The sequence below is a fragment of the Aeromonas cavernicola genome (assembly GCF_002795305.1).
GTDB lineage: Bacteria > Pseudomonadota > Gammaproteobacteria > Enterobacterales > Aeromonadaceae > Aeromonas > Aeromonas cavernicola.
Genome location: NZ_PGGC01000129.1, coordinates 1 through 22,399, shown reverse-complemented (window position 1 = coordinate 22,399; position 22,399 = coordinate 1). Strand labels below are relative to the sequence as shown.

Annotated in this window: 16 protein-coding genes and 1 pseudogene; 8 read left to right on the top strand and 9 right to left on the bottom strand. The window is 58.3% G+C overall.

The features are described from left to right. The 3 genes from CUC53_RS13880 to CUC53_RS13870 all read right to left on the bottom strand — a co-directional run. Positions 1-242, bottom strand: a 242-nt coding sequence (locus CUC53_RS13880; protein ID WP_157798282.1) for a DUF2919 family protein, incomplete at its 3' end; no start/stop codon positions are given. 166 nt (positions 243-408) lie between these two features. Next, positions 409-1,356, bottom strand: a complete 948-nt coding sequence (gene corA, locus CUC53_RS13875; RefSeq protein ID WP_100294705.1) for a magnesium/cobalt transporter CorA — start codon at positions 1,354-1,356, stop codon at positions 409-411. A gap of 269 nt (positions 1,357-1,625) precedes the next feature. Beyond that, positions 1,626-3,287, bottom strand: coding sequence for an electron transfer flavoprotein-ubiquinone oxidoreductase (locus CUC53_RS13870; RefSeq protein WP_100294704.1), 1,662 nt, complete (start codon positions 3,285-3,287; stop codon positions 1,626-1,628). Between the two features lie 121 nt (positions 3,288-3,408). On the opposite strand from CUC53_RS13870, the gene CUC53_RS13865 reads away from it, so the two are divergent. The 8 genes from CUC53_RS13865 to CUC53_RS13830 all read left to right on the top strand — a co-directional run bounded on the left by CUC53_RS13865 (position 3,409) and on the right by CUC53_RS13830 (position 15,359). Beyond that, a complete protein-coding gene (locus CUC53_RS13865; RefSeq protein ID WP_100294703.1) occupies positions 3,409-4,158 on the top strand; it encodes an electron transfer flavoprotein subunit beta/FixA family protein in 750 nt (249 codons plus the stop codon). After that, positions 4,155-5,084: an electron transfer flavoprotein subunit alpha/FixB family protein gene (locus CUC53_RS13860; protein ID WP_100294702.1), complete on the top strand. Its 930-nt coding sequence runs from the start codon at positions 4,155-4,157 to the stop codon at positions 5,082-5,084. Before CUC53_RS13865 ends, CUC53_RS13860 begins: the two co-directional genes overlap by 4 nt. 220 nt (positions 5,085-5,304) lie before the next feature. Continuing rightward, complete coding sequence (gene serC, locus CUC53_RS13855) at positions 5,305-6,393, top strand: 3-phosphoserine/phosphohydroxythreonine transaminase (protein ID WP_100294701.1); 1,089 nt, start codon at positions 5,305-5,307, stop codon at positions 6,391-6,393. Between the two features lie 181 nt (positions 6,394-6,574). Further along, positions 6,575-7,858, top strand: coding sequence for a 3-phosphoshikimate 1-carboxyvinyltransferase (gene aroA / locus CUC53_RS13850; RefSeq protein ID WP_100294700.1), 1,284 nt, complete (start codon positions 6,575-6,577; stop codon positions 7,856-7,858). A 218-nt stretch (positions 7,859-8,076) separates the two neighbouring features. Then, positions 8,077-9,132: a 3-deoxy-7-phosphoheptulonate synthase AroG gene (gene aroG, locus CUC53_RS13845; protein WP_100294699.1), complete on the top strand. Its 1,056-nt coding sequence runs from the start codon at positions 8,077-8,079 to the stop codon at positions 9,130-9,132. A 349-nt stretch (positions 9,133-9,481) separates the two neighbouring features. Continuing rightward, a complete protein-coding gene (ydiJ, locus tag CUC53_RS13840) occupies positions 9,482-12,559 on the top strand; it encodes a D-2-hydroxyglutarate dehydrogenase YdiJ (protein WP_100294698.1) in 3,078 nt (1,025 codons plus the stop codon). 243 nt (positions 12,560-12,802) lie between these two features. Next, positions 12,803-13,276 carry a hotdog fold thioesterase gene (locus CUC53_RS13835; protein WP_100294697.1) on the top strand — a complete coding sequence of 158 codons (474 nt, stop codon included), beginning with the start codon at positions 12,803-12,805 and terminating at the stop codon, positions 13,274-13,276. Between the two features lie 181 nt (positions 13,277-13,457). Then, complete coding sequence (locus tag CUC53_RS13830) at positions 13,458-15,359, top strand: DEAD/DEAH box helicase (protein WP_167386761.1); 1,902 nt, start codon at positions 13,458-13,460, stop codon at positions 15,357-15,359. A 296-nt stretch (positions 15,360-15,655) separates the two neighbouring features. Here the strand turns inward: CUC53_RS13830 and CUC53_RS13825 are convergent, their stop codons facing one another. From CUC53_RS13825 to CUC53_RS13800, 6 genes and pseudogenes are all read right to left on the bottom strand, one after another. Further along, positions 15,656-16,873, bottom strand: coding sequence for a Bcr/CflA family multidrug efflux MFS transporter (locus tag CUC53_RS13825; protein WP_100294695.1), 1,218 nt, complete (start codon positions 16,871-16,873; stop codon positions 15,656-15,658). Between the two features lie 54 nt (positions 16,874-16,927). Next, a complete protein-coding gene (locus tag CUC53_RS13820) occupies positions 16,928-18,250 on the bottom strand; it encodes a hypothetical protein (RefSeq protein ID WP_167386760.1) in 1,323 nt (440 codons plus the stop codon). A 158-nt stretch (positions 18,251-18,408) separates the two neighbouring features. Continuing rightward, positions 18,409-18,969: a hypothetical protein gene (locus CUC53_RS13815; protein WP_100294694.1), complete on the bottom strand. Its 561-nt coding sequence runs from the start codon at positions 18,967-18,969 to the stop codon at positions 18,409-18,411. Between the two features lie 126 nt (positions 18,970-19,095). Then, complete coding sequence (locus CUC53_RS13810) at positions 19,096-20,520, bottom strand: NAD(P)/FAD-dependent oxidoreductase (RefSeq protein WP_100294693.1); 1,425 nt, start codon at positions 20,518-20,520, stop codon at positions 19,096-19,098. An 83-nt stretch (positions 20,521-20,603) separates the two neighbouring features. Continuing rightward, positions 20,604-21,443, bottom strand: coding sequence for an FTR1 family iron permease (locus CUC53_RS13805; RefSeq protein WP_100294692.1), 840 nt, complete (start codon positions 21,441-21,443; stop codon positions 20,604-20,606). Continuing rightward, positions 21,443-22,399: pseudogene (locus CUC53_RS13800) on the bottom strand (hypothetical protein); the annotation flags it as partial. The pseudogene CUC53_RS13800 and the gene CUC53_RS13805, both read right to left, overlap by 1 nt.

Genomic DNA, 22,399 nt, shown 5'->3' with positions numbered 1-22,399 from the left:
AGATGTGTATAGGAGACAGCCAGTAAAGCTAGCATGGCAGGCAGATCGGTCAGCAGACTGATGTAGAGCGTGATCTTGTCCGGATAGAACAGGGTCAGGATCTGGCTGCCGCTCTCGCGGGTGACCCCTGCCATCACAAACAGCCAGACGGAGCGTGTCAGCAGTAGGGCAATGGGCCAGAACCAGAGGGGAGGGCGTAGTTGGCCATGATCGTCATAGCGGTGTTCGGGGTAGAGGCTCATGCTGGCCGAGTATCCAAAAATGGCAGTGAAAGCAGGATATGGGGCGGGCAGGGTGGTTTTACAAGCAGAGGTAACGGGTGAAATAAACAGAGCCTAATAAACGAGGGGGAGCATTGGCTCCCCCTCGTTGATGTTACCCGATTGGCGGGCTAGGCAATGACCAGGGTCACAGCCAACCTTTACGTTTAAAGAACAAGCCAGTGCCGAGCGATGACATCACCATCAGCACCAGCGACATCGGATAACCGTACTCCCAAGCGAGCTCCGGCATGTGGCCGAAGTTCATGCCGTAGATACTGGCGATCAGCGTCGGTGGCAGGAAGATCACGGCGGCTACCGAGAAGATCTTGATCACCTTGTTCTGTTCCAAATTGGTCACCCCCATCGAGGCCTCCAACTGGAAGTTAATTTTATCGAACAGGAACTGAGTGTGAGGTAATAGTGATTCGACATCATGCAGCATCTCGTCGATCCACTTGTTTTGCTCCAAACTCATCCGCTGGCGCAGGCTGCGCTTTAAAAAACGCAGGGCACGACGGGTATCGTGCAGGGAGAGGCGGATCTGGCCGTTGGCCTCTTCCTGTGCCATCAACTCCTTGAGCATAGGATTGATCTGATCCGGTTCGAAGATCTGATCGGCAGTGTTTTCCAAGGTTTTATAGCCATCTTCGATCAGGTCAGAGAGGTATTCCACCTTGAGATTTTGCACTTCCAGCAGCACATCGAGGGCATCTTCGACCTCTAGCCGCTCTTGGCGCATGTAGTGGCGCATCAAACGCACTAAGCCAATGTCATCCTCACGGATGCTGATCAGCAGGTTGTTGCGCAAGGTAAAAGAGACGTGAACCCCTTTGGTGTCACGGCCGATCCGCTGAGGGAACAGGGAGTGGATGTGCAAGCCATCGGTATCCCAGTAAAAACGTGCAGAGGCTTCGATATCATCGAGCTCTTCTTTGTCGGGGACCTCTTCAAGAAACAGGCCCGTCAACCATTCTCGCTCTGGGTTATCCGGCTTGTAAGCATCCAGCCAGATGGTGTTGTCCGGCACTATGTCGTCAGGCCCAAGCGTGACGATGTCCAGTATTTTATTGTTGAGAATGTAGGCGGTGATCATCTGTCCCCCCTTAAAAAGTCATGGGTAATGCAGGGATGGTTGTTCAGGTCATGCGGCCTTAGATCACCTTGAAAGCGATCTCGTGACATATGCAAAACGGGCCGATGGAGAACCTGAATGCGGCGAACTATACAGGGGCAAATCACGCTTGTCAGGGGCTAATCATCAGCAAGTGAGTGTGTTTGTTCAAAAATTCCACGAGGTCGGATCTGTGGTTGTGATAGAAATAGCGATAGCGAACAGTCCGAACCATCAGTCTTAACTGAAGCTCACATGTTGGGGTAGTTGGGGCCCGATCCACCTTGAGGAGGGGTCCAAATGATATTCTGGCTCGGGTCTTTGATGTCGCAGGTCTTGCAGTGGATGCAGTTGGCCGCATTGATCTGCAACTGGGTTGCGCCAGCCTCTCCCACCATCTCAAACACACCGGCAGGGCAGTAGCGTTGAGCCGGTTCGTCCCACATTGGCAAGTTGACGGCGATGGGGATGCGGGCCTCTTGCAACCTCAGGTGACAGGGCTGATCTTCGTCGTGATAGGTATTGGCCAGATAGACCGAGGAGAGTTTATCAAAGCTGAGTGTGCCATCTGGCTTGGGGTAGTGAATGGGCTTGCAGCGGCTGGCAAGGCGGAGCTGGCGATAATCGGGCTCTTTATCGAGCAGGGTGATGGCGTCAAGCAGTGGGCGCAGGCCAGGTATCCTCCACAGTTGTTGCTCTAACCAGGTGAAGGTACCGCCAAGCCAGGGCCCCCAGCGATGTAGCGCTGCCCCCGTATTGCGGGCTCGGTAGAGACTCTCTCCTAACCAGCTCTGTGTGACAGCCTCGTGGTATTGGCTGAGGTCTCGTCCACCCTGATCGCCGTCCCGCAGGCTGGTCGCAACGGTATGGGCTGCCAAGATGGCCGATTTCATCGCGGTATGGACCCCTTTGATCCGAGAAAAATCCAAGGTGCCGGCATCGCAACCGATCAGCAAGCCGCCGGGGAAGTGCATACGTGGCAGGGAGTGCCATCCCCCCTTGGTGATGGCACGAGCACCATAGCTGATCCGCTCGCCCCCTTTCAGGATGGTGGCAAGCAACGGATGGTGCTTAAGTTGTTGAAATTCATCGAACGGGCTGAGCCATGGGTGTTGGTAGTTAAGATCGACAATCAGCCCAACCGCCACTTGATCCCCTTCCATGTGATAGAGATAGAAGCCCCCGTGGCTCGCTTGACCGTCCTGTTTACCAAGGGGCCAGCCACTGCCGTGCAGCACCTCTCCGGGCTTGCCCTTACCGGCGGGCAGTTGCCATAACTCTTTGAAGCCGATGGCGTAATGCTGGGGCTGGGCAGGGTTCTCCAGATTGAATGTGGCGATCAACTGTTTGCCCAGATGGCCACGGGCTCCCTCGGCAAACAGGGTGTAGCGGCCATATAGCGCCATCCCCGGTACGTGATCGGCCTTAGGATGGCCTGCGCGATCTAAGCCAAGATCGCCGGTGATCACACCCTTGACCACTCCCGCTTCCATGATCAGCTCACTTGCGGTAAAACCTGGATATATCTCAACCCCCAACGCTTGGGCGTGTTGGCTTAGCCAGCGACAGAGGTTACCTAGGCTGACGATGTGGCAGCCCCGATTGTCCATGTGCGGCGGTACTGCCCAGTGTGGTAGCTGCAGCGAGCGATGGGCGTTGGGCAGCAGATGCAGCTGGTCATCCCTGACCGGCACGCCTAGGGGCGCTTGCTGCCAATGGTCGGGCAGTAACTCTTTCAGGGCAACAGGATCAAACAGGGCACCAGAGAGCAGGTGGGCACCGATCTCGGCCCCCTTTTCTAACAAACAGACAGACAAGTTGGCGTGGGATTGCTTTAGCGCAATGGCGGCACTCAGCCCTGCTGGCCCACCACCGACAATGACCACATCAAATTCCATCGCTTCCCGTTCCATCTTGCCTCTGCGCTCGTGTTGGCCTAGGGTAGTGCTGGTAGTTTACGTAAACGTAAAGCATTTTGTAAGTATCAGATAGATAACAACGGTGAATCTCTGTCAAACAGCCGAGGCATAACCCATGAAGCTGCTAGTCGCAATCAAACGGGTGGTCGATTACAACGTGAAGATCCGAGTGAAGGGGGATGGTTCGGATGTGGAGCTGGCCAACCTGAAGATGGGCATCAACCCCTTTTGTGAGATCGCGGTAGAAGAGGGGGTAAGGCTGCGTGAAGCGGGAGTGGCCAACGAGTTAGTGGTGGTCACGTTTGGCCCAGAGGCGGCCGCAGAACAACTGCGCCACGCCCTCGCCCTTGGGGCAGATCGGGCCTGCCATTATGTCACGAGCGAGACCCTTACCCCGTTCACGGTCGCCCGTGCGTTGCAAAAAGTGTGTGAGCTGGAGCAGCCAGACTTGGTGCTGCTTGGCAAACAGGCCATCGACTCGGACAACAACCAAGTGGCCCAGATGCTGGCCGCACTGACAGATTGGCCACTGGCTACCTTCGCCTCGGCGGTTCGGCTGGTGGCCGATGAGTTGCAGGTGACCCGGGAAATTGACGGAGGTTTTGAGACGCTTGGCATGGCCTTACCTGCGCTGGTGAGTGTGGATCTACGTCTCAATGAGCCCCGCTTTGCTTCACTGCCTAATATCATGAAGGCCAAACGCAAGCCGCTGGAGAGTGCACCATTTGCTGCGCTCGCAGTCGAGCCAGCCCATCATACTCACTTGCTGGGGGTCATGGCGCCGCCCGCCCGCCGCGCAGGGATCCGAGTAGGCTCGGTGGATGAGCTGGTAGACAAACTCAAGCATGAGGCGAAGGTACTATGAGCATCTTGATCATTGCCGAACATCAACAAGGGCTGCTCGCCAATTCGGTGCTCCATCTGGTCACGGCGGCAAGATTGCTGGGGGACGATCTGCATGTGCTGTTGCTGGGGGATCAATTAACTGAGGTCGCCACGCAAGTCAGCGCTATCCATGGGGTGACCAAGGTGCGGCTAGCCGAGCATCGCACGCTGGCGACAGGGTTGCTCGATGGGGTCGATAAGCAGGTGGCCAGCTGGTGTGACGGCTATTCGCACTGTGTGATGGCGGCCACCACAATGGGCAAAGATCTGCTACCTAGGGTGGCCGCTCGGCTCGGTGTGGAGATGATCTCCGACATCACAGCTATCGAGGGACACGACACGTTTTTGCGCCCCATCTATGCCGGCAATGCCATTGCAAAAGTAGCAAGCTCGGCCCCCATCAAGGTGATGACCGTACGGACGAGTGCGTTTGCGGCGGCAGGGGCCCAGACGGCCACTGTCGCCATCGAGCGGCTTCCTGTAGCAGAGGTACATTGCCGTACTCGGTTGATCGAGCGTCAAGCGGTACAATCCACCAGGCCTGATCTTGCCGCTGCCCGAGTGGTGGTCTCGGGCGGACGGGCGCTGGGCTCTAAGGCGCAATTTGCCTTGATTGAGGCCCTTGCTGACAAGTTGGGCGGGGCGGTCGGGGCGTCGCGGGCCGCGGTGGATGCGGGTTATGTCACCAATGATTTGCAGGTGGGGCAGACCGGTAAGGTGGTGGCGCCGGATCTCTATATCGCGGTTGGGATTTCGGGCGCTATCCAACATCTGGCGGGGATGAAAGAGTCCAAAGTGATCGTAGCCATCAACAAAGACAGCGATGCGCCGATTTTTCAAGTGGCCGACTATGGATTGGTGGGGGACTTGTTTAGCGTCCTGCCAGCCCTCACCGCGAAGTTATAAGCTGCTGAAAAAGGGCCATGTCTGTAGGTTATGTGGGCTACCCCCTATTTTCATATCTCTTTTCTGTAAGCCCTGAGCCATTCAGGGCTTTTTTGTTATTACGACCTATTTTTTAAGCGAAAAAGGCGCCCATATGGCGAAAAAGCCTTTGATCCTATGCCAGCTCTTGTGTAAAACCTGACAAGTCATCGATAACTCTCATCCACTCACGGAAAGCGTCATGAGCAAACAGATTTACAACTTCTGCGCCGGCCCAGCCATGCTGCCGGTTGAAGTCATGGAGCGCGCCCAGCGCGAATTTTGTAATTTTCAGGGGCTGGGAGCCTCGATCATGGAACTCTCCCACCGCGGCAAGTCCTACATGGCGGTAGCCGAGAAAGCCGAAGCGGATCTGCGCGCCCTGTTGGCAGTACCGGACAACTACAAGGTGCTGTTTATGCATGGCGGTGGCCGCGGCCAATTCTCTGCTGTGCCGATGAACCTGCTGGGCGGCACCAATAAAAAGGCGGACTTTTTGCTCAGCGGTGTCTGGTCTGAAAGTGCGGTGGATGAAGCGAAAAAGTATGGCGATATCCTGACTCATCAAGGGGTGGCTAAAAACGAGCAGGGCATCTCACATCTGCTGCCGACCCCTGCGTTTCGCCCCGATGCCGCTTATGTTCACTACTGCCCGAATGAGACGATCGAAGGGATCGAAATGTTCGATATCCCCGCGACCGGCGAGGTGCCATTGGTGGCGGATCTCTCCTCAACCATTCTTTCCCGACCTGTTGATGTGAGCCGATTTGGCATTCTTTATGCCGGCGCGCAGAAAAATATTGGGCCTTCAGGGCTGGCCATTGCCATCGTGCGCGATGATTTGCTGGATCAGGCCAGAGCCGATGTGCCGTCGATTTTCGACTACAAGCTCACCGCCAAGAACGACTCCATGTTCAACACCCCACCAACCTACGCCTGGTATCTGGCTGGTCTGGTGTTTGAGTGGCTGCAAGAGCAGGGGGGGCTTGCGGCGATGGCTGCGCGCAACAAAGAGAAGGCCGATTTCCTCTACGGCTATCTCGATCAATCGAGCTTCTACGGCAATCAGGTCGACGTGCGCTGTCGGTCACGGATGAACATCCCTTTCCAGTTGCAAGATGCCGAGCTGGACAAGCAGTTTTTGGCCGAATCGGAAGCCGCTGGATTATTAGCACTCAAGGGACACCGTATTGTCGGTGGTATGCGTGCTAGCCTCTATAACGCCATGCCGTTGGAGGGGGTCAAAGCGCTGGTTCACTTTATGGAAGGCTTTGCCAAACGGCACGGCTAAGCGCCCCCGGCGATAGGCTAACGGTTATCGAGCACGCCGGGGACTCCCCGGCGTCTATTTTTACCCTAACAGGTGCGGTTGCTGAACGGCGGTGCGGTTTGTGCCCTCCTTGGCCTTGCCGAGTCATGCCTAGGCTGCTAACGTCCGTTCAGATGATTTATTTAATAGTTACAGGAAGTCTATGAATTCGTTGCTTTTGGAACCCATCACTCAGGTTGCCGGTGAGGTTAATTTACCAGGCTCTAAGAGTGTCTCTAACCGAGCCCTGCTGCTGGCGGCGCTGGCCCGCGGGACCACCCGACTTACCAATTTGCTCGACAGCGATGACATTCGCCATATGCTGGCTGCGCTGACCCAGCTGGGGGTGAAATACAAACTCTCTGCGGATAAGACCGAGTGTACGGTGCACGGCCTGGGCCGCAGTTTTTCGGTCTTTGAGCCGGTTAATCTGTTTCTCGGCAACGCCGGCACCGCGATGCGTCCGCTGTGCGCCGCGCTGTGCTTGGGGTCTGGTGAGTACACCTTGGGCGGCGAGCCGCGCATGGAAGAACGCCCCATTGGCCATTTGGTGGATGCCTTGCGCGAAGCGGGGGCCCACATTCAATACCTGAAAAAAGACGGGTTTCCACCGTTGGTGGTGGACGCCAAAGGCCTGTGGGGCGGTGATGTGCACATTGATGGCTCGGTCTCCAGCCAGTTTTTGACCGCGTTTTTGATGGCGGCACCCATGGCTGCAGGTGATACCCGCATCCACATCAAAGGGGAGCTAGTCTCCAAGCCCTACATTGACATCACCTTGCACATCATGAAGCAGTTTGGGGTGGTCATTGAGCATGATCACTACAAGGTGTTCTACATCAAGGGCAATCAAACCTACGCCAGTCCCGGTGATTTCTTAGTGGAAGGGGATGCCTCCAGTGCCTCTTACTTCCTCGCTGCTGGGGCGATTAAGGGCAAGGTTCGGGTGACCGGGATCGGCAAACACAGTATCCAAGGGGATATTCATTTTGCCGATGTGCTCGAAAAGATGGGGGCTCGTATCACTTGGGGTGATGACTTTATCGAAGCTGCGCAGGCGCCGCTGCACGGTATCGACATGGACATGAACCACATTCCTGATGCCGCTATGACCATTGCGACCACGGCACTGTTTGCCGAAGGGCCGACCACCATTCGCAACATCTATAACTGGCGGGTGAAAGAGACCGATCGACTCCATGCCATGGCGACTGAGCTGCGTAAGCTAGGGGTTGAGGTGGAAGAGGGACACGATTTTATTACCGTGACGCCAGCAACGACGCTTAAACATGCGGCCATTGATACCTATAACGATCACCGTATCGCGATGTGTTTCTCACTGGTGGCGTTGTCGGCGACGCCGGTGACCATCAATGATCCAGGCTGCACTTCCAAGACCTTCCCTGACTACTTCGACAAGTTGGCCAGTGTCAGCGTGCGTGATTGAGCCCGCTCAACCCATCGTCGAGGGCCCGCCTTGCTGCGGGCCTTCCTCTTTTAGTGCCAGGGCCATGGGATGTTTCTGTTTGGGTAGCACTATTTATAAAACTTGCAAGATATAATCAGAAAATTCATCCAAGAAAAATGTCATTATCTCTTTACACTCCACGGGCCTCGGGCTAGATTGGCAGCTCTCTATCGCAGTTATTAGCAGGAAATTTTATCATGCAGCATCAAACCGATGACGTTCGTATCAGTGAAATCAAAGAGTTATTGCCCCCGGTTGCGGTGCTTGAAAAGTTTCCAGCCACCGAAACTGCAGCCCAAACGGTGTTTGAATCCCGTCAGGCGATTCATCAGATTTTGGCCGGTGAAGATCAGCGTCTGCTGGTCGTGATTGGTCCTTGTTCCATCCACGATCCTGCGGCAGCACTGGAATATGGTCAGCGACTCAAAGCCTTACGGGATGAATTGAAGGGGCAGCTGGAGATCGTCATGCGGGTCTACTTCGAAAAACCACGGACGACCGTCGGTTGGAAGGGACTGATCAATGACCCTTACCTTGATAACACCTGTCAGATCAACGATGGTCTGCGCATTGGCCGCAAGCTGCTGCTCGACCTCAATGATATGGGGCTGCCGACCGCTTCCGAGTTTCTCGACATGATCACTCCGCAATACATGGCAGATCTGATGAGCTGGGGCGCCATCGGTGCGCGGACGACCGAGTCCCAGGTACACCGTGAGCTGGCCTCTGGCCTCTCGTGCCCAGTGGGTTTCAAAAATGGCACCGACGGCACCATCAAGGTCGCTATTGACGCCATTGGTGCCGCCAGTGCGCCGCACCACTTCTTGTCGGTGACCAAATATGGCCACTCAGCCATTGTGGCGACCGCCGGTAACCCAGACTGTCACATTATTCTGCGTGGTGGCCGTGAACCGAACTACAGCGCGGCCCATGTGGCTGACGTCTGCAGCGGGCTGGTCAAGGCGGGCTTGCCGCAAAAAGTGATGATCGATTTCAGCCACGCTAACAGCAGCAAGCAGTTCAAGAACCAGATGTTGGTTGCTGACGATGTGGCAGGTCAGCTGCGTGCTGGCAGCAAAGCGGTGTTTGGCGTGATGGTTGAGAGCCATTTGGTGGAAGGGCGGCAAGATCTGGTCGAGGGCTGTGGTCTTACCTTCGGGCAGAGCATTACCGATGCTTGCATTGGTTGGAATGACACTGAAACCCTGCTGCGTAACTTGGCCGAGGCGGTCACGGTGCGTAATGCTGGCTGAGGCTGAGCAAGAATGGGGGGTGGCGGATTGCGCCGTTCCCCATCAGTAAACAACAAACGCGACGTCAGGTCGCGTTTGTTGTTATTGCGGTCAGATAACCGAGCAGTGCCCTTGGCGTGATAAAGCGATGAAAGAACGGTGGCCAAGTTACTCCTGCAACGTCGCTGGGTGAGGCAGATAAAAGGGTAAAGATTGCTACGCGCAAGCGGTTTTCTAGCTGATATACTGCCCGCTCACATGTGAGCAGATTGGCCTTAATTGTACTTACAGCAAGTGCGCCCAACAGAGGCAACAGGCCAGTCGTTGTCGCCGGAGTTCCGGCATTAAGCAAATAAGGGAACAAGGATTCATGATCCCGAGACTCGATTACCAGGACAGTTTGTCACCGACAACCCTGCAGTTTCTTGAGTTGCTGGCGCGATCAGCATTTCGTGGTGATATCGAAAAGTCTTACGCAAGCCGGTTGGCGATGGCGACGGACAACAGCGTGTATCAGGTCGTGCCCGAGGCGGTGCTCTACCCACGCAGTGCCGATGACATCGCGCTGTTGCTCAAGCAGGCACAAGCACCTGCATTTGCCTCCTTACGCTTTTTCCCCCGTGGTGGTGGCACCGGGACCAACGGCCAGTCGTTGGGGGCGGGGGTGGTGGTCGATCTGTCGCGCCACATGAACCAGATCCTCGACCTTAATCTGGAAGAGGGCTGGGTACGGGCGCAAGCTGGGGTGGTAAAAGATCAACTCAATGCCTATTTAAAGCCCCACGGTTACTTCTTCTCGCCAGATCTCTCCACTTCCAACCGCGCCACCTTGGGCGGCATGATCAACACCGATGCCTCGGGGCAGGGTTCCCTGGTCTACGGCAAAACCTCGGATCACGTGTTGGGCCTGAAAGCGGTGCTGGAAAATGGTGACATTATCGCCACCACGCCGGTCAATGGCCCCCGACTGGCGGATAAATTGGCCCTAGAGAACCGCGAAGGGGAGATCTATCGCACCCTCTATCGCATCGGCAAGGAGCGCCGCGCCGACATCGACGCCACCTTCCCCAAACTCAACCGCTTTTTGACTGGCTACGATCTTAAGCACCTCTATCAACCGGATACGGACACGCTGGATGTGAGTCGGGTGTTGTGCGGATCTGAAGGGTCTCTCGGCTTTATCACCGAAGCCAAACTCAACATCACCCCCATCCCGCGCTACCGCACCCTGGTCAATGTCAAGTACGACAGCTTTCCCTCGGCCCTGCGCAACGCCCCCTTTATGGTGCAGGCGCAAGCGCTGTCGGTGGAGACGGTTGACTCCCGGGTGCTGGGGCTGGCCCGCGCCGACATCATCTGGCATTCGGTGAAAGACCTTATTCAGGATGTGCCCGGCAAGGATCTGCAGGGGCTCAATATCGTCGAGTTTGCTGACACCGACGAGCCAGAACACCAGGCCAAGGTGGTGGAGCTGTGCCGCCGTATCGACGCGCTGCTGGCTAACGGTGAAGCTGGGATCATCGGCTATCAGGTGTGTGATCACCTGCCGAGCATCGAGACCATCTACACCATGCGCAAGAAGTCGGTGGGGCTGCTGGGTAACGCCGAAGGGCGCAAGAAGCCGGTGGCATTCACCGAAGACACGGCGGTGCCGCCAGAGTCGCTGGCCGATTTCATCATGGAGTTTCGTGCCCTGCTCGATGCCCACGGCCTTGATTACGGCATGTTTGGCCACGTCGATGCCGGTGTGCTGCATGTGCGCCCCGCGCTCGATCTCTGTGATCCCGAGCAGGAGGTGCTGCTGCGTCGGATCTCCGATCAAGTAGTGGCACTCACCGCCAAATATGGCGGCCTGATGTGGGGGGAGCACGGCAAGGGGTTTCGCTCCGAATACAGCCCCGCCTTTTTTGGCGAGCTGTGGGAAGAGCTACAGCGGGTCAAGGGGGCGTTTGATCCCAGCAATCGCATCAACCCGGGCAAGATCTGCATTCCGTATGGCAGCGGCGCTGAGCTGGTGTCGGTGGATGGCCCCAAGCGTGGCAAATTTGATCGCCAGATCCCGCTCGCGGTGCGTACCAGTTACACCCGCGCCATGGATTGCAACGGTAACGGTCTGTGCTTCACCTTCGAGACCGACTCCCCCATGTGCCCCTCGGTCAAGATCAGTCGCGATCGCCGCCACTCCCCCAAGGGGCGAGCGGGCTTGATGCGCGAATGGCTGCGTCAGCTGGCGGAGCAGGGTTTTGATCCACTGGCGGAAGAGATTGAACTGCAAAGTGGCGGAGTGAGTGTGAAACGCCTGATCGACAAGGTGCGTAACACCCTAGCACGCACCCGTGGCGAGTATGACTTTTCCCATGAGGTGATGGAGGCGATGGCGGGCTGTTTGGCCTGCAAGGCGTGCACCAGTCAGTGCCCGATCAAGGTGGATGTGCCCGATTTTCGCGCTCGCTTTATGCAGCTCTACCACGGGCGCTACCTGCGCGCGCCCAAGGATTACATGGTGGGCACCGTTGAGCGTTACACCCCTTGGCTGGCGAAGGTGCCGAAGTTGGTGAACTTCTTCCTTGAAAAAGAGTGGGCCCAAAAGGCAGCCGAGAAGAGCATTGGCATGGTGGATGTGCCGCTGCTCTCGGTGCCGACCTTGGCCGAGACGCTGCATGACAACCGCGCCCGCTATTTTGATCTGCTGGGGCTGGAGGCCATGAGTGCCGAGCAGCGCCAGAAGGTAGTGCTGATTGTGCAGGACCCGTTCACCAGTTATTACGATGCCCCTGTGGTGCGGGACTTGGTGCAACTCGCCAGCAAGCTCGGCTTGCAGCCTTATCTGCTGCCCTTCAAGCCCAACGGCAAGCCCCAGCACATCAAGGGGTTCTTGCGAGGGTTTGCCCGCACTGCCGCCAATAGCGCTCAGTTTCTCAACAAGATTGCGGCGCTCGGTATCCCCATGGTGGGGGTGGATCCGGCCATGGTGCTCTGCTATCGCGATGAGTATGCCAAGGCGCTGGGCCCTGCCCGTGGCCAGTTTCAGGTAATGTTGCCCCAGGAGTGGCTGCTCTCGCTGCCTGCCGATCAGCTGCCCGTCAGAGCCAACCAGGCAAAGAGCGAGGAGGGAAGCGATCAAGGGCCTTGGTATCTGTTTGCTCACTGTACCGAGAAGACCGCCAAGCCCTCGACCCATGGTGATTGGAGTACTATTTTTGGTCGTTTTGGCGCCAGCTTACAGCCGGTGGCGGTGGGTTGCTGCGGCATGGCGGGCACCTATGGTCACGACGTCAAACAGGTGGAGAACTCCAAGGGAATTTATGGGTTGAGCTGGGCCGAGCCACTGGCCCGTTTGCCACAAGGGCGCTGCTTGGCAACGGGCTATTCGTGCCGTAGTCAGGTTAAACGGATCGAGGGCGAGGGGCTCAAGCATCCCCTGCAAGCGCTGCTCACCCTGATCTAATAACCCATTGAGCTCGGCCGTGGCGGCAATCTGTGTTATGCCCCCACGGCCTGCTTACTTGATACAACCGTATGAGGGTGGCGTGCTGGCTCTGAGCGGGTGTCGCTACCCGCTATCCCACAGGGTTGATGCCACCTGCTCGGTTTACCATTCGAAGTGGGTTGAGTGTGGTCTTGGCGCAGGATAACAAGTGGCTTGTGACGAGCCCACATCGGCAGATTTCTAATATGTAGGAGCGAAGTGATGAGCGAGCAGCGTGACCATGAAACGCCAGCCATCTGGCGCAAACCCATGAGTCTGGCGCGACTGAACGCGACCTCTGAGCATACCCTGATGGCCCATTTGGGGATCGTCTATACCGCGTTTGGTCCCGACTGGCTGGAGGCCACCATGCCGGTCGATCAGCGTACCCATCAGCCCCTTGGCATGTTGCATGGGGGAGCATCGGTGGTACTAGCGGAAACGATCGGGTCACTGGCAGCCAACATGGCGGTGGGGCCAGAGAGTTACTGTGTGGGGTTGGAGGTGAATGCTAATCACCTGCGCGCTAAACGGGAAGGGATGGTGATCGGGCGCGGCTCTCCCCTGCATGTGGGGGCGACCACTCAGGTATGGCAGATAGAGATTCGCGATGAACGGCACCATTTGTTGTGCACCAGTCGCTTGACCATGGCCGTGCTCAAACACAAACGGCAGCGGGAGGCTGATAAGGTCTGATCAGACCACGCAGTAAAATGAACAAAAAATAAACAAGCCATTGCCGGACGATCGTTTTATAATCGTCGACGTCTTGAGATGCTTATCACATTTTCCAAGACAGAAGAACAAAATGGCGCTATAATCTCCGCCTTTTTGCTATTCCGCGGTGTTAGCCGCCTGCCTTAATCTGGAAGAATCTATGTCTGATACCGAACAACTGCCCCTTTTTAGTGAGCTTGGACTTGCCGCGCCTGTATTAAAAGCGCTGCAAGACGTGGGCTATGAGCGCCCGTCTCCCATCCAGGCCGCCGCAATTCCCCACCTGATGGCGGGACACGATCTGCTGGGGCAGGCACAAACCGGTACAGGGAAGACCGCTGCCTTTGCCTTACCTCTGTTGTCTCGTTTGGAAGCTGGTAACCGCAACACCCAGATTTTAGTGCTGGCACCGACCCGTGAATTGGCGCTGCAGGTTGCTGAAGCATGCCAACGTTATGCCCATCACATGCCTGATTTCCATGTACTGCCTATTTATGGTGGCTCTTCCTACGAAACCCAGACCCGTGCCTTGCGCCGAGGTGCTCAGGTGGTGGTCGGTACCCCTGGTCGGGTGATGGATTTGATCCGTCGTAAGAACTTGGATCTCTCGGGTCTGAGAGCGTTAGTTCTGGACGAAGCAGACGAAATGCTGCGGATGGGCTTTATTGACGACGTGGACTGGATCATGGAGCAATGCCCTGCCGGTCGTCAGGTTGCCTTGTTTTCCGCCACCATGCCGGATCAGATCCGTCGAGTGGCCCAAAAGCATCTCAAGCAGCCTAAAGAGATCAAAATCGTTTCTAAGACCTCAACTGCACCGACCATCCGCCAGCGCTACTGGCAGGTGACTGGCCTGCACAAGCTAGACGCCATGACTCGCCTGCTGGAAGTGGAGCCTTACGAAGCGTTACTGGTGTTCGTGCGTACCAAAAACGCGGCCGAAGAGTTGGCTGGTAAGCTCGCTGCCCGTGGTCATGCCTGTGAAGCGCTGCACGGTGATATCCCGCAGAAGCTGCGTGAGCGCACCGTTGACAAGCTGCGCCAAGGCCAGCTGGATATCCTGATCGCCACCGACGTGGTCGCCCGTGGTCTGGACGTTGAGCGTATCACTCACGTAGTGAACTACGACATTCCGTATGACACCGAATCTTACGTGCACCGGATCGGCCGTACTGGCCGTGCTGGTCGTAAAGGTGAGGCCATCCTATTTGTGGCGCCCCGTGAGCGTCGCATGCTGCGTGCCATCGAGCACGCAACTCGTCAGGCCATCGAGCCGATGAAGATGCCGAGCACCGATGACATCAACCAACATCGCTTGACCAAGTTCAAAGAGCGCATCCGCGAAACCATGATGGGTGAAGAGCTTGAGATCTATCACAACTTGGTGAACGAGCTGATTGAAGAGGACTCTGCCGATCCGCTGGAGCTGGCTGCTGCACTGGCCAAGCTGGTACAGGGTGACCAACCGCTGCTGCTGGATGATTCCATCCCAGACCCACTGTTGAACAACAGCAGCGATCGTGGTGGTTTCGAGCGCCGTGATTTCAATGATCGAGGTGGTCGTGATGGTGCAGATCGGGGCGATCGCGCCGCGCGCCGTATGCCTTCACTGGCGGCCCGTCCGCTGAAAGATAATCCAGACGTAGAGATGGAGCGTTATCGCGTAGACGTGGGTGCTCATCACGGTGTCAAGCCGGGCCAAATCGTGGGTGCTATTGCCAACGAAGCGAACATCGAGAGCCGTTTCATCGGCAACATCGACATCGCAGATGACTTCTCCACGGTCGATCTGCCCAAAGGCATGACCGCCGAGGTACTGGAGGTGATCAAGAAAGCCCGTGTTTGCCAGCGCCCGCTGCAGATCACCCGCTACACCGAAGTCCCTGCTGGTGGCAACACCGCTAGCCGTCCGCCCCGTGGTGATCGTCCGTTCCGCAGTGACCGTCCTTTCAACAAGGATCGTCGTCCGCAGGGTGACCGTCCCTTTAACAAGGATCGCCGTGAAGGCGGTGCTGCTGCCGGTGACAAGCGCAAATTCGGTGGTAAGCGCCGCGAAGGGTAAGTATGCACCCTCGTGAGTCATGGCGTGATCCATGATTGATGGGGCGCGGTTGTGGGTTAATCCCATGACCGCGCCCCATTTTTATTGGCCATTTCTTATTGGCAAGGGTACGGTCAGTCAGCTCACCTAAGCCACATAGGCAGGAGCCAGCAGGCTGGCTAGGGGCAATGTGGGGAAAGCCATAGCGTCATCCTCTTGGTATGCGGCCATGGGGGGCAGTGGTTGACGCTTGATTCACCCAATAAAAAGCCGCCCTTGCTGCTGTGCATCAGGGCGGCTAGTTGTTGATATGAGGATTATCGCTTCCCGGCCAGTAGCCAATAGCTAACGGCCGAGGCGAGCCCACAACTGGCGATCGCGATGGCCATGGGCAGGGGGGAGCTGGGCGGATTGAGGTTAACCAGAATGCCGACGCAGGCGCCGATGCCAAAGCGCAGAGTACCGGCAAGCGCCGAGGCCGTGCCCGCCGCCTGCGGGAAGTGGCCGAGCAGACCGGTCATGGCGTTGGCGCCGACCAGACTGATGTGACCCACAAACAGCACCACGGGGATCACGATGCCCCACAAGCCACCACTTTGGCTCCATGCGTTATAGATCAGCAGCGCGCCCGCACACGGCAAGATGGCCAGACCGTATTGCAGCATCCGCTCTGACCCAATCCCTTTGACCACTCGGCTATTGACGAAGGTAACGGCCATCATCAGCAAAATATTGAGGCCAAACAGCCAACCATAATGTTCGGTGGGGACGTGAAAATACTCGATGTAGACATAGGGCGACGCACTCAAGAAGGCGAACATACCGGAGCTGGAGAAAGCGCCGCACAACACGTAGCCCATGGCGCCGCGATGGGAGAGGACACGCCAGTAGTTGCGCAGTACCTGACCTAGCCTAAGCGGTTGTTTATGTTCTGGTTTGAGCGTTTCTCGGATTTTCCACTGGATTATCAGGCAAATTAGTAAACTGATCCCCATTAACAGCCAGAAGATCACCCGCCAATGGCTGTGGGCGCTGATATAACCACCGACCACGGGGGCCACCAGCGGCGCCAAGGTCATCACCAGAATGACAAATGACATAGCGCGGGAAAACGCATCCTTCTCGAAAAGGTCGCGCAGCAGGGCATTGACCACCACCGAGCCGGCCGCACCGCCGGCGGCTTGCAGCATCCGCCATGCCAGCAACTCTGGCAGGGTATCAGCCAGCGCACAGCCGACCGAGGCGATGGCAAACATCAGCAGCCCCGCCAAGATCACCGGTTTGCGACCAAAGCTATCGGCGATCGGCCCATAGAAGAGCTGGCCGATGGCAAAGCCGCCCAAAAAAGCGCTGATGGTGAGCTGGGCGCCGTCGATGCTGGTGGCGAGATCTCGGGCAATGGCTGGAATGGCGGGCAGATACATATCCACCGCCAGCGGGGTCAGGCCCGCCAAGGCACCGAGCAAGATAAAGAGCAAGCGGGGAGAGAGGGCTGCCCGTGGTGTTGCAGTCTGTGAAGAGGATGGGTGCGGCATAGGATTTCCAGTAGTCAGGTTCAAATGAGCAGGCATGGGCAAGGGACGAGTTTATCAGTTTTGCCGAGCTGGGGGATCGGGTATCGCGAGCCATAAACCTGGCTCGGCGGCAAAGCGCGGGGCAAACCAGTGCTGATCCACCGCCGTAGGCATCTCGCTCGCGGTGATGGGGCGGCGACTGAGGCGGCAGGCTCCCTGAGAGAGTGCCAGCGCTGCATCCCCTTGGTACCAGCCATCGGTCACCGGTAGGGTTGTGGTCTCCCGCAGCAGCCTCACCCCCCACTGGGTCACCAGCGCCGGGCACGCTTTTTCTGCCAGTTTTGCCGCTTGCATCATGGCGGGCGGACGGGGCAGGGTAAAGGTCGCGCCGAGCAGCAGCAATCCGGTCACCGTTGCCAGCTTCTCGCCACAGCGCGGCAGCCAACCTGCCAGCAGCACAATACCGAGCAGGGTGATGGGCGCCAGATGGCGGGGATTGTCGGGATTCTGGCCAAACAGGGTCCAGAGCAGCAGGGCGAGCCAGTAGAGCGTCCAGAGCGGGGGGAGGGCGGCAGGGTGGTTTTTTGATCTTTGCCAAAGCGGCAGTACCAGCAGCGCCCCAACAGCCAAGGGCCAAAGCGGGGTGAGCTGATCGTTGAAGGTGCGCGCCCAGCTCAGCAGCCGATCGCCGTGGGCTGCCGCTGTGTTGCCCCACAGGGTAAAGTGGCCGTCGGTAAAACGCCGCCCTTCGCTGAAATAGGCCCAGCCATCGGCCTGCCAGACAAAGAGCAGGCTGATAAGCCCTACCAAGGCGATGGGGAACACAAACCTGACGCGCGTTCCCTTTTGCGCCATTCCCAGCCACAGGGGCAGCAGCGCCAGTACAAAATAGGAGGGGCGCAGGGCTAGCAACAGACCGAGTAACAGACCCGCTAGCGTAATCCTGCGCTGCTGCAAGGCCAGCAGTGTCCCGAGCCAGGCGGCAAGCGCAGGTCCATCCGAGAGGCCGGAGAGCGCTAGGGTCGGGGTAAGCGGCAGAGCCAGCACCAGCAGCCAGACAGGTGCCAGCAGGCTTGGCCGTTGCCACAGCTTCACCGCCAGCAAGGCGGCGAGCGGCGCCAGCAAACTGCTCCCCAACAGGCTGGCCCACTGCACCGCGCGGGCCGGATCGTCCACCGCCAGATTGATCAGCCGTGCCAGCCAGATAAAGGCGGGGTAGCCCGGAAAGTGGGGGGAGAACTCCAGCACGCTAAAGCGCGTTACCCCGTGGGCAAAATTGAGGGCATCGTCGGAATCGAGCGCCGCCGGGAAGGCCAGCAGCCAGCCGAGCCAGGCCAGTTGCAGCAGAATGAGCAGCCAAAGGATGGTGGAGCAGGGGGAAGCCCAACGCCGGGCCATTACCTTACCCCTCATCCCCAGCCCTTCTCCCGCAAGGGGAGAAGGGGGCAAACCAGCGTCCGGGTGCATTTATCGGCAGGCCGTGCGTAGGGTGGGTAGAGCGTAGCGAAACCCACCGTTTGTCACAGCGAGGTGGCGCAATGATTGGCTGGTGGCCATCAAAGCGGCGCTAGCACGGCCATCAGCGCTTTTTCTGCATCGCTAAAGGCGGCGGCATCGGCGGGCTTGGCGCCCACCCCGAATACCCCCGGGTTACCGATGGCATCCAGCACCTTGGCCAGCGCCTGTTCGGCCGCCTTGCGATCCCCTTCACTGAGGGAGGGGAGGATCAAGTCGAGGAAGCGCTTGCTCTTGACCACCAGCACCTTGGCGGTCTGGTAGTCGCCCAGATTCTGGCTGGCCCCTTCGAGGCGGCGCTCGATCTCCGCCTTGTAGGCGCGGTTGAGCAGGGCGGCGGTAGCCGCGGCGTCTTTGGCCTTGATGGCGGCGGCCAGCGGCCCTTGCAGTTCCACCTTGTGGTGCTGTTCCAGATAGGTCAGCTCGTCGGCAATCTCGCTCAAGGTGGTGCTGGCATCCTTGCCGTCAGTGGCGGCGCCAAGCAGCGCTTCGCGGGCGTCGATCAGTGGCTCCTTGCCGGCGGCGGCGTAGGAGTAAGCCTGCGCCTGCCCGCTCAGGGCCAGCAGCAGGGTGAGGGCGAGTAAACCCGGGCGGATGGTCATCCTGTTCTCCTTACTTATGCCAATGGCGCGGCACTCAGGCCACGCTCTGGGTTTCAATCACGGTATTTTCGTTGCGATGGTTAAAGGTGTTGCGGCGTCTGTCTACCTGTTGGACACCGACAAGCCTCACGCCACGCTCTGGGTTTCTATCACGGTGTTTTCGTTGCGATGGTTAAAGATGGCGTGACGTCTGTCCACCCCGTCGATCACCATATCGGCCGCCATCATCCCCATCTCCATGGCGGTGTCGGTGAAGATATAGCGGAATGTCCCCTGACGGCCGGTCATGATGAGGTTGGTGATGGGCATCAGTGCCTTGATGGCTTCGTTGCGACGGGCCTGATAGCCGAGATCCATCAGTGGATAGGCGTACTCGCTGCGGGCTTCGAACGTCTCATCGCCAAGCTTCTGGGTATCAACGCCGAGGCTCGCCAGATCGGCGGTAACCCGACCGCGCAGATCAGAGAGCGGCGCCTGCCAGGTGGCATCCCCCGGATTGCAGGGGATCTCCAGCATCACCGAGGTTTGGCCCTGTGGCGCCATAAAGGGGCTGCGCCGGCGCGGCTCCTGCAGACGGGTGGCCAGAATATGGGGATCGGAGAGGTACTGCCAGGTGTTGTCCGACAGGTTCTCCTGTTTGAGGGGCATATTGACGAAGCGAAGCGACCGGTAGTGCAGATCGCACGGCAAGCCCAGATGCTGGCAGGTGAGCGGCAGCGGCAGGGTGGAGATCACCTGATCAAAGCACTCGCTCTGCTCAACGTTATCTTGTGACCAATACACCCGTTCAATACGGCCATCAGCCTGCTCAAGGCGGGTGATGGTAGCGCCGGTCTTGAGCGCGACTCCCTCGTCCACCAGCCGCTCCCCCAGGGTGGTGAAGATCTGGCCGAAGCCATATTTGGGATAGCGGTATTTGCGGGCATAGGTGCGCACCGAGATACTGCCGTTGCGTCTTGGCAGCAGGCGACGCGCCACGTCTTTGAGGTCGATCAGGCTGATACGCTGGCCAGCCCAGTCGGCGGAGAGCTTGTCCGGGTTGATGCCCCATAGTTTGCCGGTGTAGCCCTCGAAGAACTGGCGGTAGAGGGTGCGGCCAAAGTGACTCTGGATCCACTCGGCAAAGCTCGCCTTGGCAAAATCAGTGGGCTTCTTGGCAAAAGGCAACAGCAGCAAGTCTTTTACCGCACCTGCCATCAGGGCCAGCGGCGCCGTCTTGAGCAGGTTGGGCAGGTTCAGGGGGTAGTCATAGGTGCGCCCGCCAAAGCGGATCACGCTCTTGCGCTCGGCGTGGAGCAGATCGTCCCCCATCAGCTCGTCGATAAAGGCGAGCAGCTCGGGGTTCTTGGTGATAAAGCGGTGGCCGCCGTAGTCAAAGCGATACTCCCCATCGCGCCCCTTGAAAGTCTGGGTGGCGCACATGCCGCCGACCACCGGCTCCTGCTCGAACAGGGTGACCGCAAAACCGGCACGGCGCAGGCGCCAGGCAGCCATCAAACCGGCTGGGCCGGCGCCCAGCACCGCAATGTGCTTCTTGTTGTTATCGCTCATGACGTTTTCCGAAACTGCTTGATTGAGCAGGGGGAGACATCAATGCGCCGCCCCCTGAAGATGTGATGACCAACGTGGCGAACTCAGCCTCTTGCGGGCACTGCTCGGGCCTGCGAACGATAGCTGCGCTGCCAGAGGGTAACGAAGATCACCAGATAGAGGGCCCAGGTCAGCAGCTGCAAGCCAGCGGGTGAGGCATTGTAGCCAAACAGGGCGCGCAGGAAGGTACCAAATACCCCCTGATCGTCGAGAATATGGCTGATGTCGAACACCGGTGTAGTCCAGAAGGTGATGATATCTGCCGCCTGCAACATGTTGACGGCGGACGACAGCAGACCTGCGGCGATGATGATGATAAGCAGGCCAGTCCAGCGGAAGAAAGGCGCCAGCGCCACCTTGCGGGTGGAGCGCAGCAGCCCCCACACCAGCGCGATGGCGAGCAGCAGCCCCGCCAGCGCGCCTATCAGGCCGGATTGCAGATCTACCCCTTGCCCCGAATAGATCAGGGCGGAGAAGAACAGCACGGTTTCAAACCCTTCGCGCATCACCGCCAGGAAGGCGAGCAGCACCAGCCCAAACAGGTTGCCGCCATCGATGGCCGCATCGATGCGCGCCGTCATGGCCCCTACCTGGGATTTGGCCTGCTTTTGCATCCAGACTGCCATGTAGGTGAGCACCAAGGTGGCGAAGATCAGGATCCCCGCCATCAAGAGGTGGTTGTAGCGCTCGCTCTCGAACTGGCTCACCACCACCTGGAACAGGAAGGCGACGCCAAGGGAAGCGATAAGGCCAAGCCCCACCCCCAGATAGATGAACGTGTTGTAGCGGCTCGCCCCCAGCTTGGCGAGGTAGGAGAGGCAGATGCCGACCAGTAGGAAGGCTTCCAGCCCCTCGCGCAGGGTAATCAGAAAACTTGCAAACATCAGGATTGAGGCTCCGTAGCGGACGTGATGGGGAGAGGCTGCAAGGTGAGTTGCAACCGATTGAGTTGTAGACGCGTGAGCAGCACTATGGGTGGCTCCGGCAAGCTCGGCTCGGCGGCGCGCACCGCATCACTGACCCACTTGGGGTAGGTGCGGAAATTGAGTTTGATATCGGCCTTGAAGGGCCCTTGGGCATCTGTGGGCAGCGGCCAGGCTTCATCGCGCCAGCCATCGGCCGGAATGCGGGTATCTTCCAAGAGCTTGGCGTAACGCCAGAACTTGAGTCCCACCGGCTTGCCCTCGGTATCACCGAATACTTTTCTGAACAGTCGCGCATCTTCAGGGACAGCGCCATCCACCGGTTGGCCGCTGGCAAGCACCACCTTGCCGCTGGCGTCAGTGACGGTCAGTTCCAGCCAGAGTTCACGAAAATCGGCCACCCCGGTGGGCAGGGCATGGCCCGCGCCGGTATTGGCGACCCGCACCACCAACTGCTGACTATCAGCAGCCTGTTCGATCCGGGCGGAGAGGGTAGCGCTGGAGCGCAAGAGCGCCAGACTCTCCTGTTCAAGGTCTGGATTGCGCAGCCCCACCAGCTGGTGCTGGGCGCCGGTAAAGTTGTGGCGATAGAGCCGGGCTTTCATGGTGCCGTTTTCGGTGGACTGGCCCGCCACCGGCGCGCCGCCATTGCCCGGCTCCGGGTTCATATGGCAGTCGATGCAGGTGCGCCGTTTGGCAGGATCCTCCGCGTTCGCGAAGCTGGATTTTTCCCACTCGTCCCAGGTGTTGACGATATTGGCGCCGGTGCCCGGGGCAAACTCGTTGTGGCACGACTTGCACAGAGCCGCGTCGCGGTAGAAATCCTTCTGGTAGGAGGCTTTGTGGGCTGCCGGGCGGGCGTTGATCTGCCGCTCGGCCAGCCAGTGCTGGAGGCTGCCACCCGCGGCATCCTCGAA

Coding starts and splice junctions, on each gene's coding strand:
- serC (WP_100294701.1), top strand. CDS start 5,305: ATGAGCAAACAGATTTACAACTTCTGCGCCGGCCCAGCCATGCTGCCG.
- CUC53_RS13870 (WP_100294704.1), bottom strand. CDS start 3,287: ATGGAACGGGAAGCGATGGAATTTGATGTGGTCATTGTCGGTGGTGGG.
- corA (WP_100294705.1), bottom strand. CDS start 1,356: ATGATCACCGCCTACATTCTCAACAATAAAATACTGGACATCGTCACG.
- CUC53_RS13830 (WP_167386761.1), top strand. CDS start 13,458: ATGTCTGATACCGAACAACTGCCCCTTTTTAGTGAGCTTGGACTTGCC.
- CUC53_RS13805 (WP_100294692.1), bottom strand. CDS start 21,443: ATGTTTGCAAGTTTTCTGATTACCCTGCGCGAGGGGCTGGAAGCCTTC.
- aroA (WP_100294700.1), top strand. CDS start 6,575: ATGAATTCGTTGCTTTTGGAACCCATCACTCAGGTTGCCGGTGAGGTT.
- ydiJ (WP_100294698.1), top strand. CDS start 9,482: ATGATCCCGAGACTCGATTACCAGGACAGTTTGTCACCGACAACCCTG.
- CUC53_RS13835 (WP_100294697.1), top strand. CDS start 12,803: ATGAGCGAGCAGCGTGACCATGAAACGCCAGCCATCTGGCGCAAACCC.
- CUC53_RS13820 (WP_167386760.1), bottom strand. CDS start 18,250: ATGGCCCGGCGTTGGGCTTCCCCCTGCTCCACCATCCTTTGGCTGCTC.
- aroG (WP_100294699.1), top strand. CDS start 8,077: ATGCAGCATCAAACCGATGACGTTCGTATCAGTGAAATCAAAGAGTTA.
- CUC53_RS13810 (WP_100294693.1), bottom strand. CDS start 20,520: ATGAGCGATAACAACAAGAAGCACATTGCGGTGCTGGGCGCCGGCCCA.
- CUC53_RS13825 (WP_100294695.1), bottom strand. CDS start 16,873: ATGCCGCACCCATCCTCTTCACAGACTGCAACACCACGGGCAGCCCTC.
- CUC53_RS13860 (WP_100294702.1), top strand. CDS start 4,155: ATGAGCATCTTGATCATTGCCGAACATCAACAAGGGCTGCTCGCCAAT.
- CUC53_RS13865 (WP_100294703.1), top strand. CDS start 3,409: ATGAAGCTGCTAGTCGCAATCAAACGGGTGGTCGATTACAACGTGAAG.
- CUC53_RS13815 (WP_100294694.1), bottom strand. CDS start 18,969: ATGACCATCCGCCCGGGTTTACTCGCCCTCACCCTGCTGCTGGCCCTG.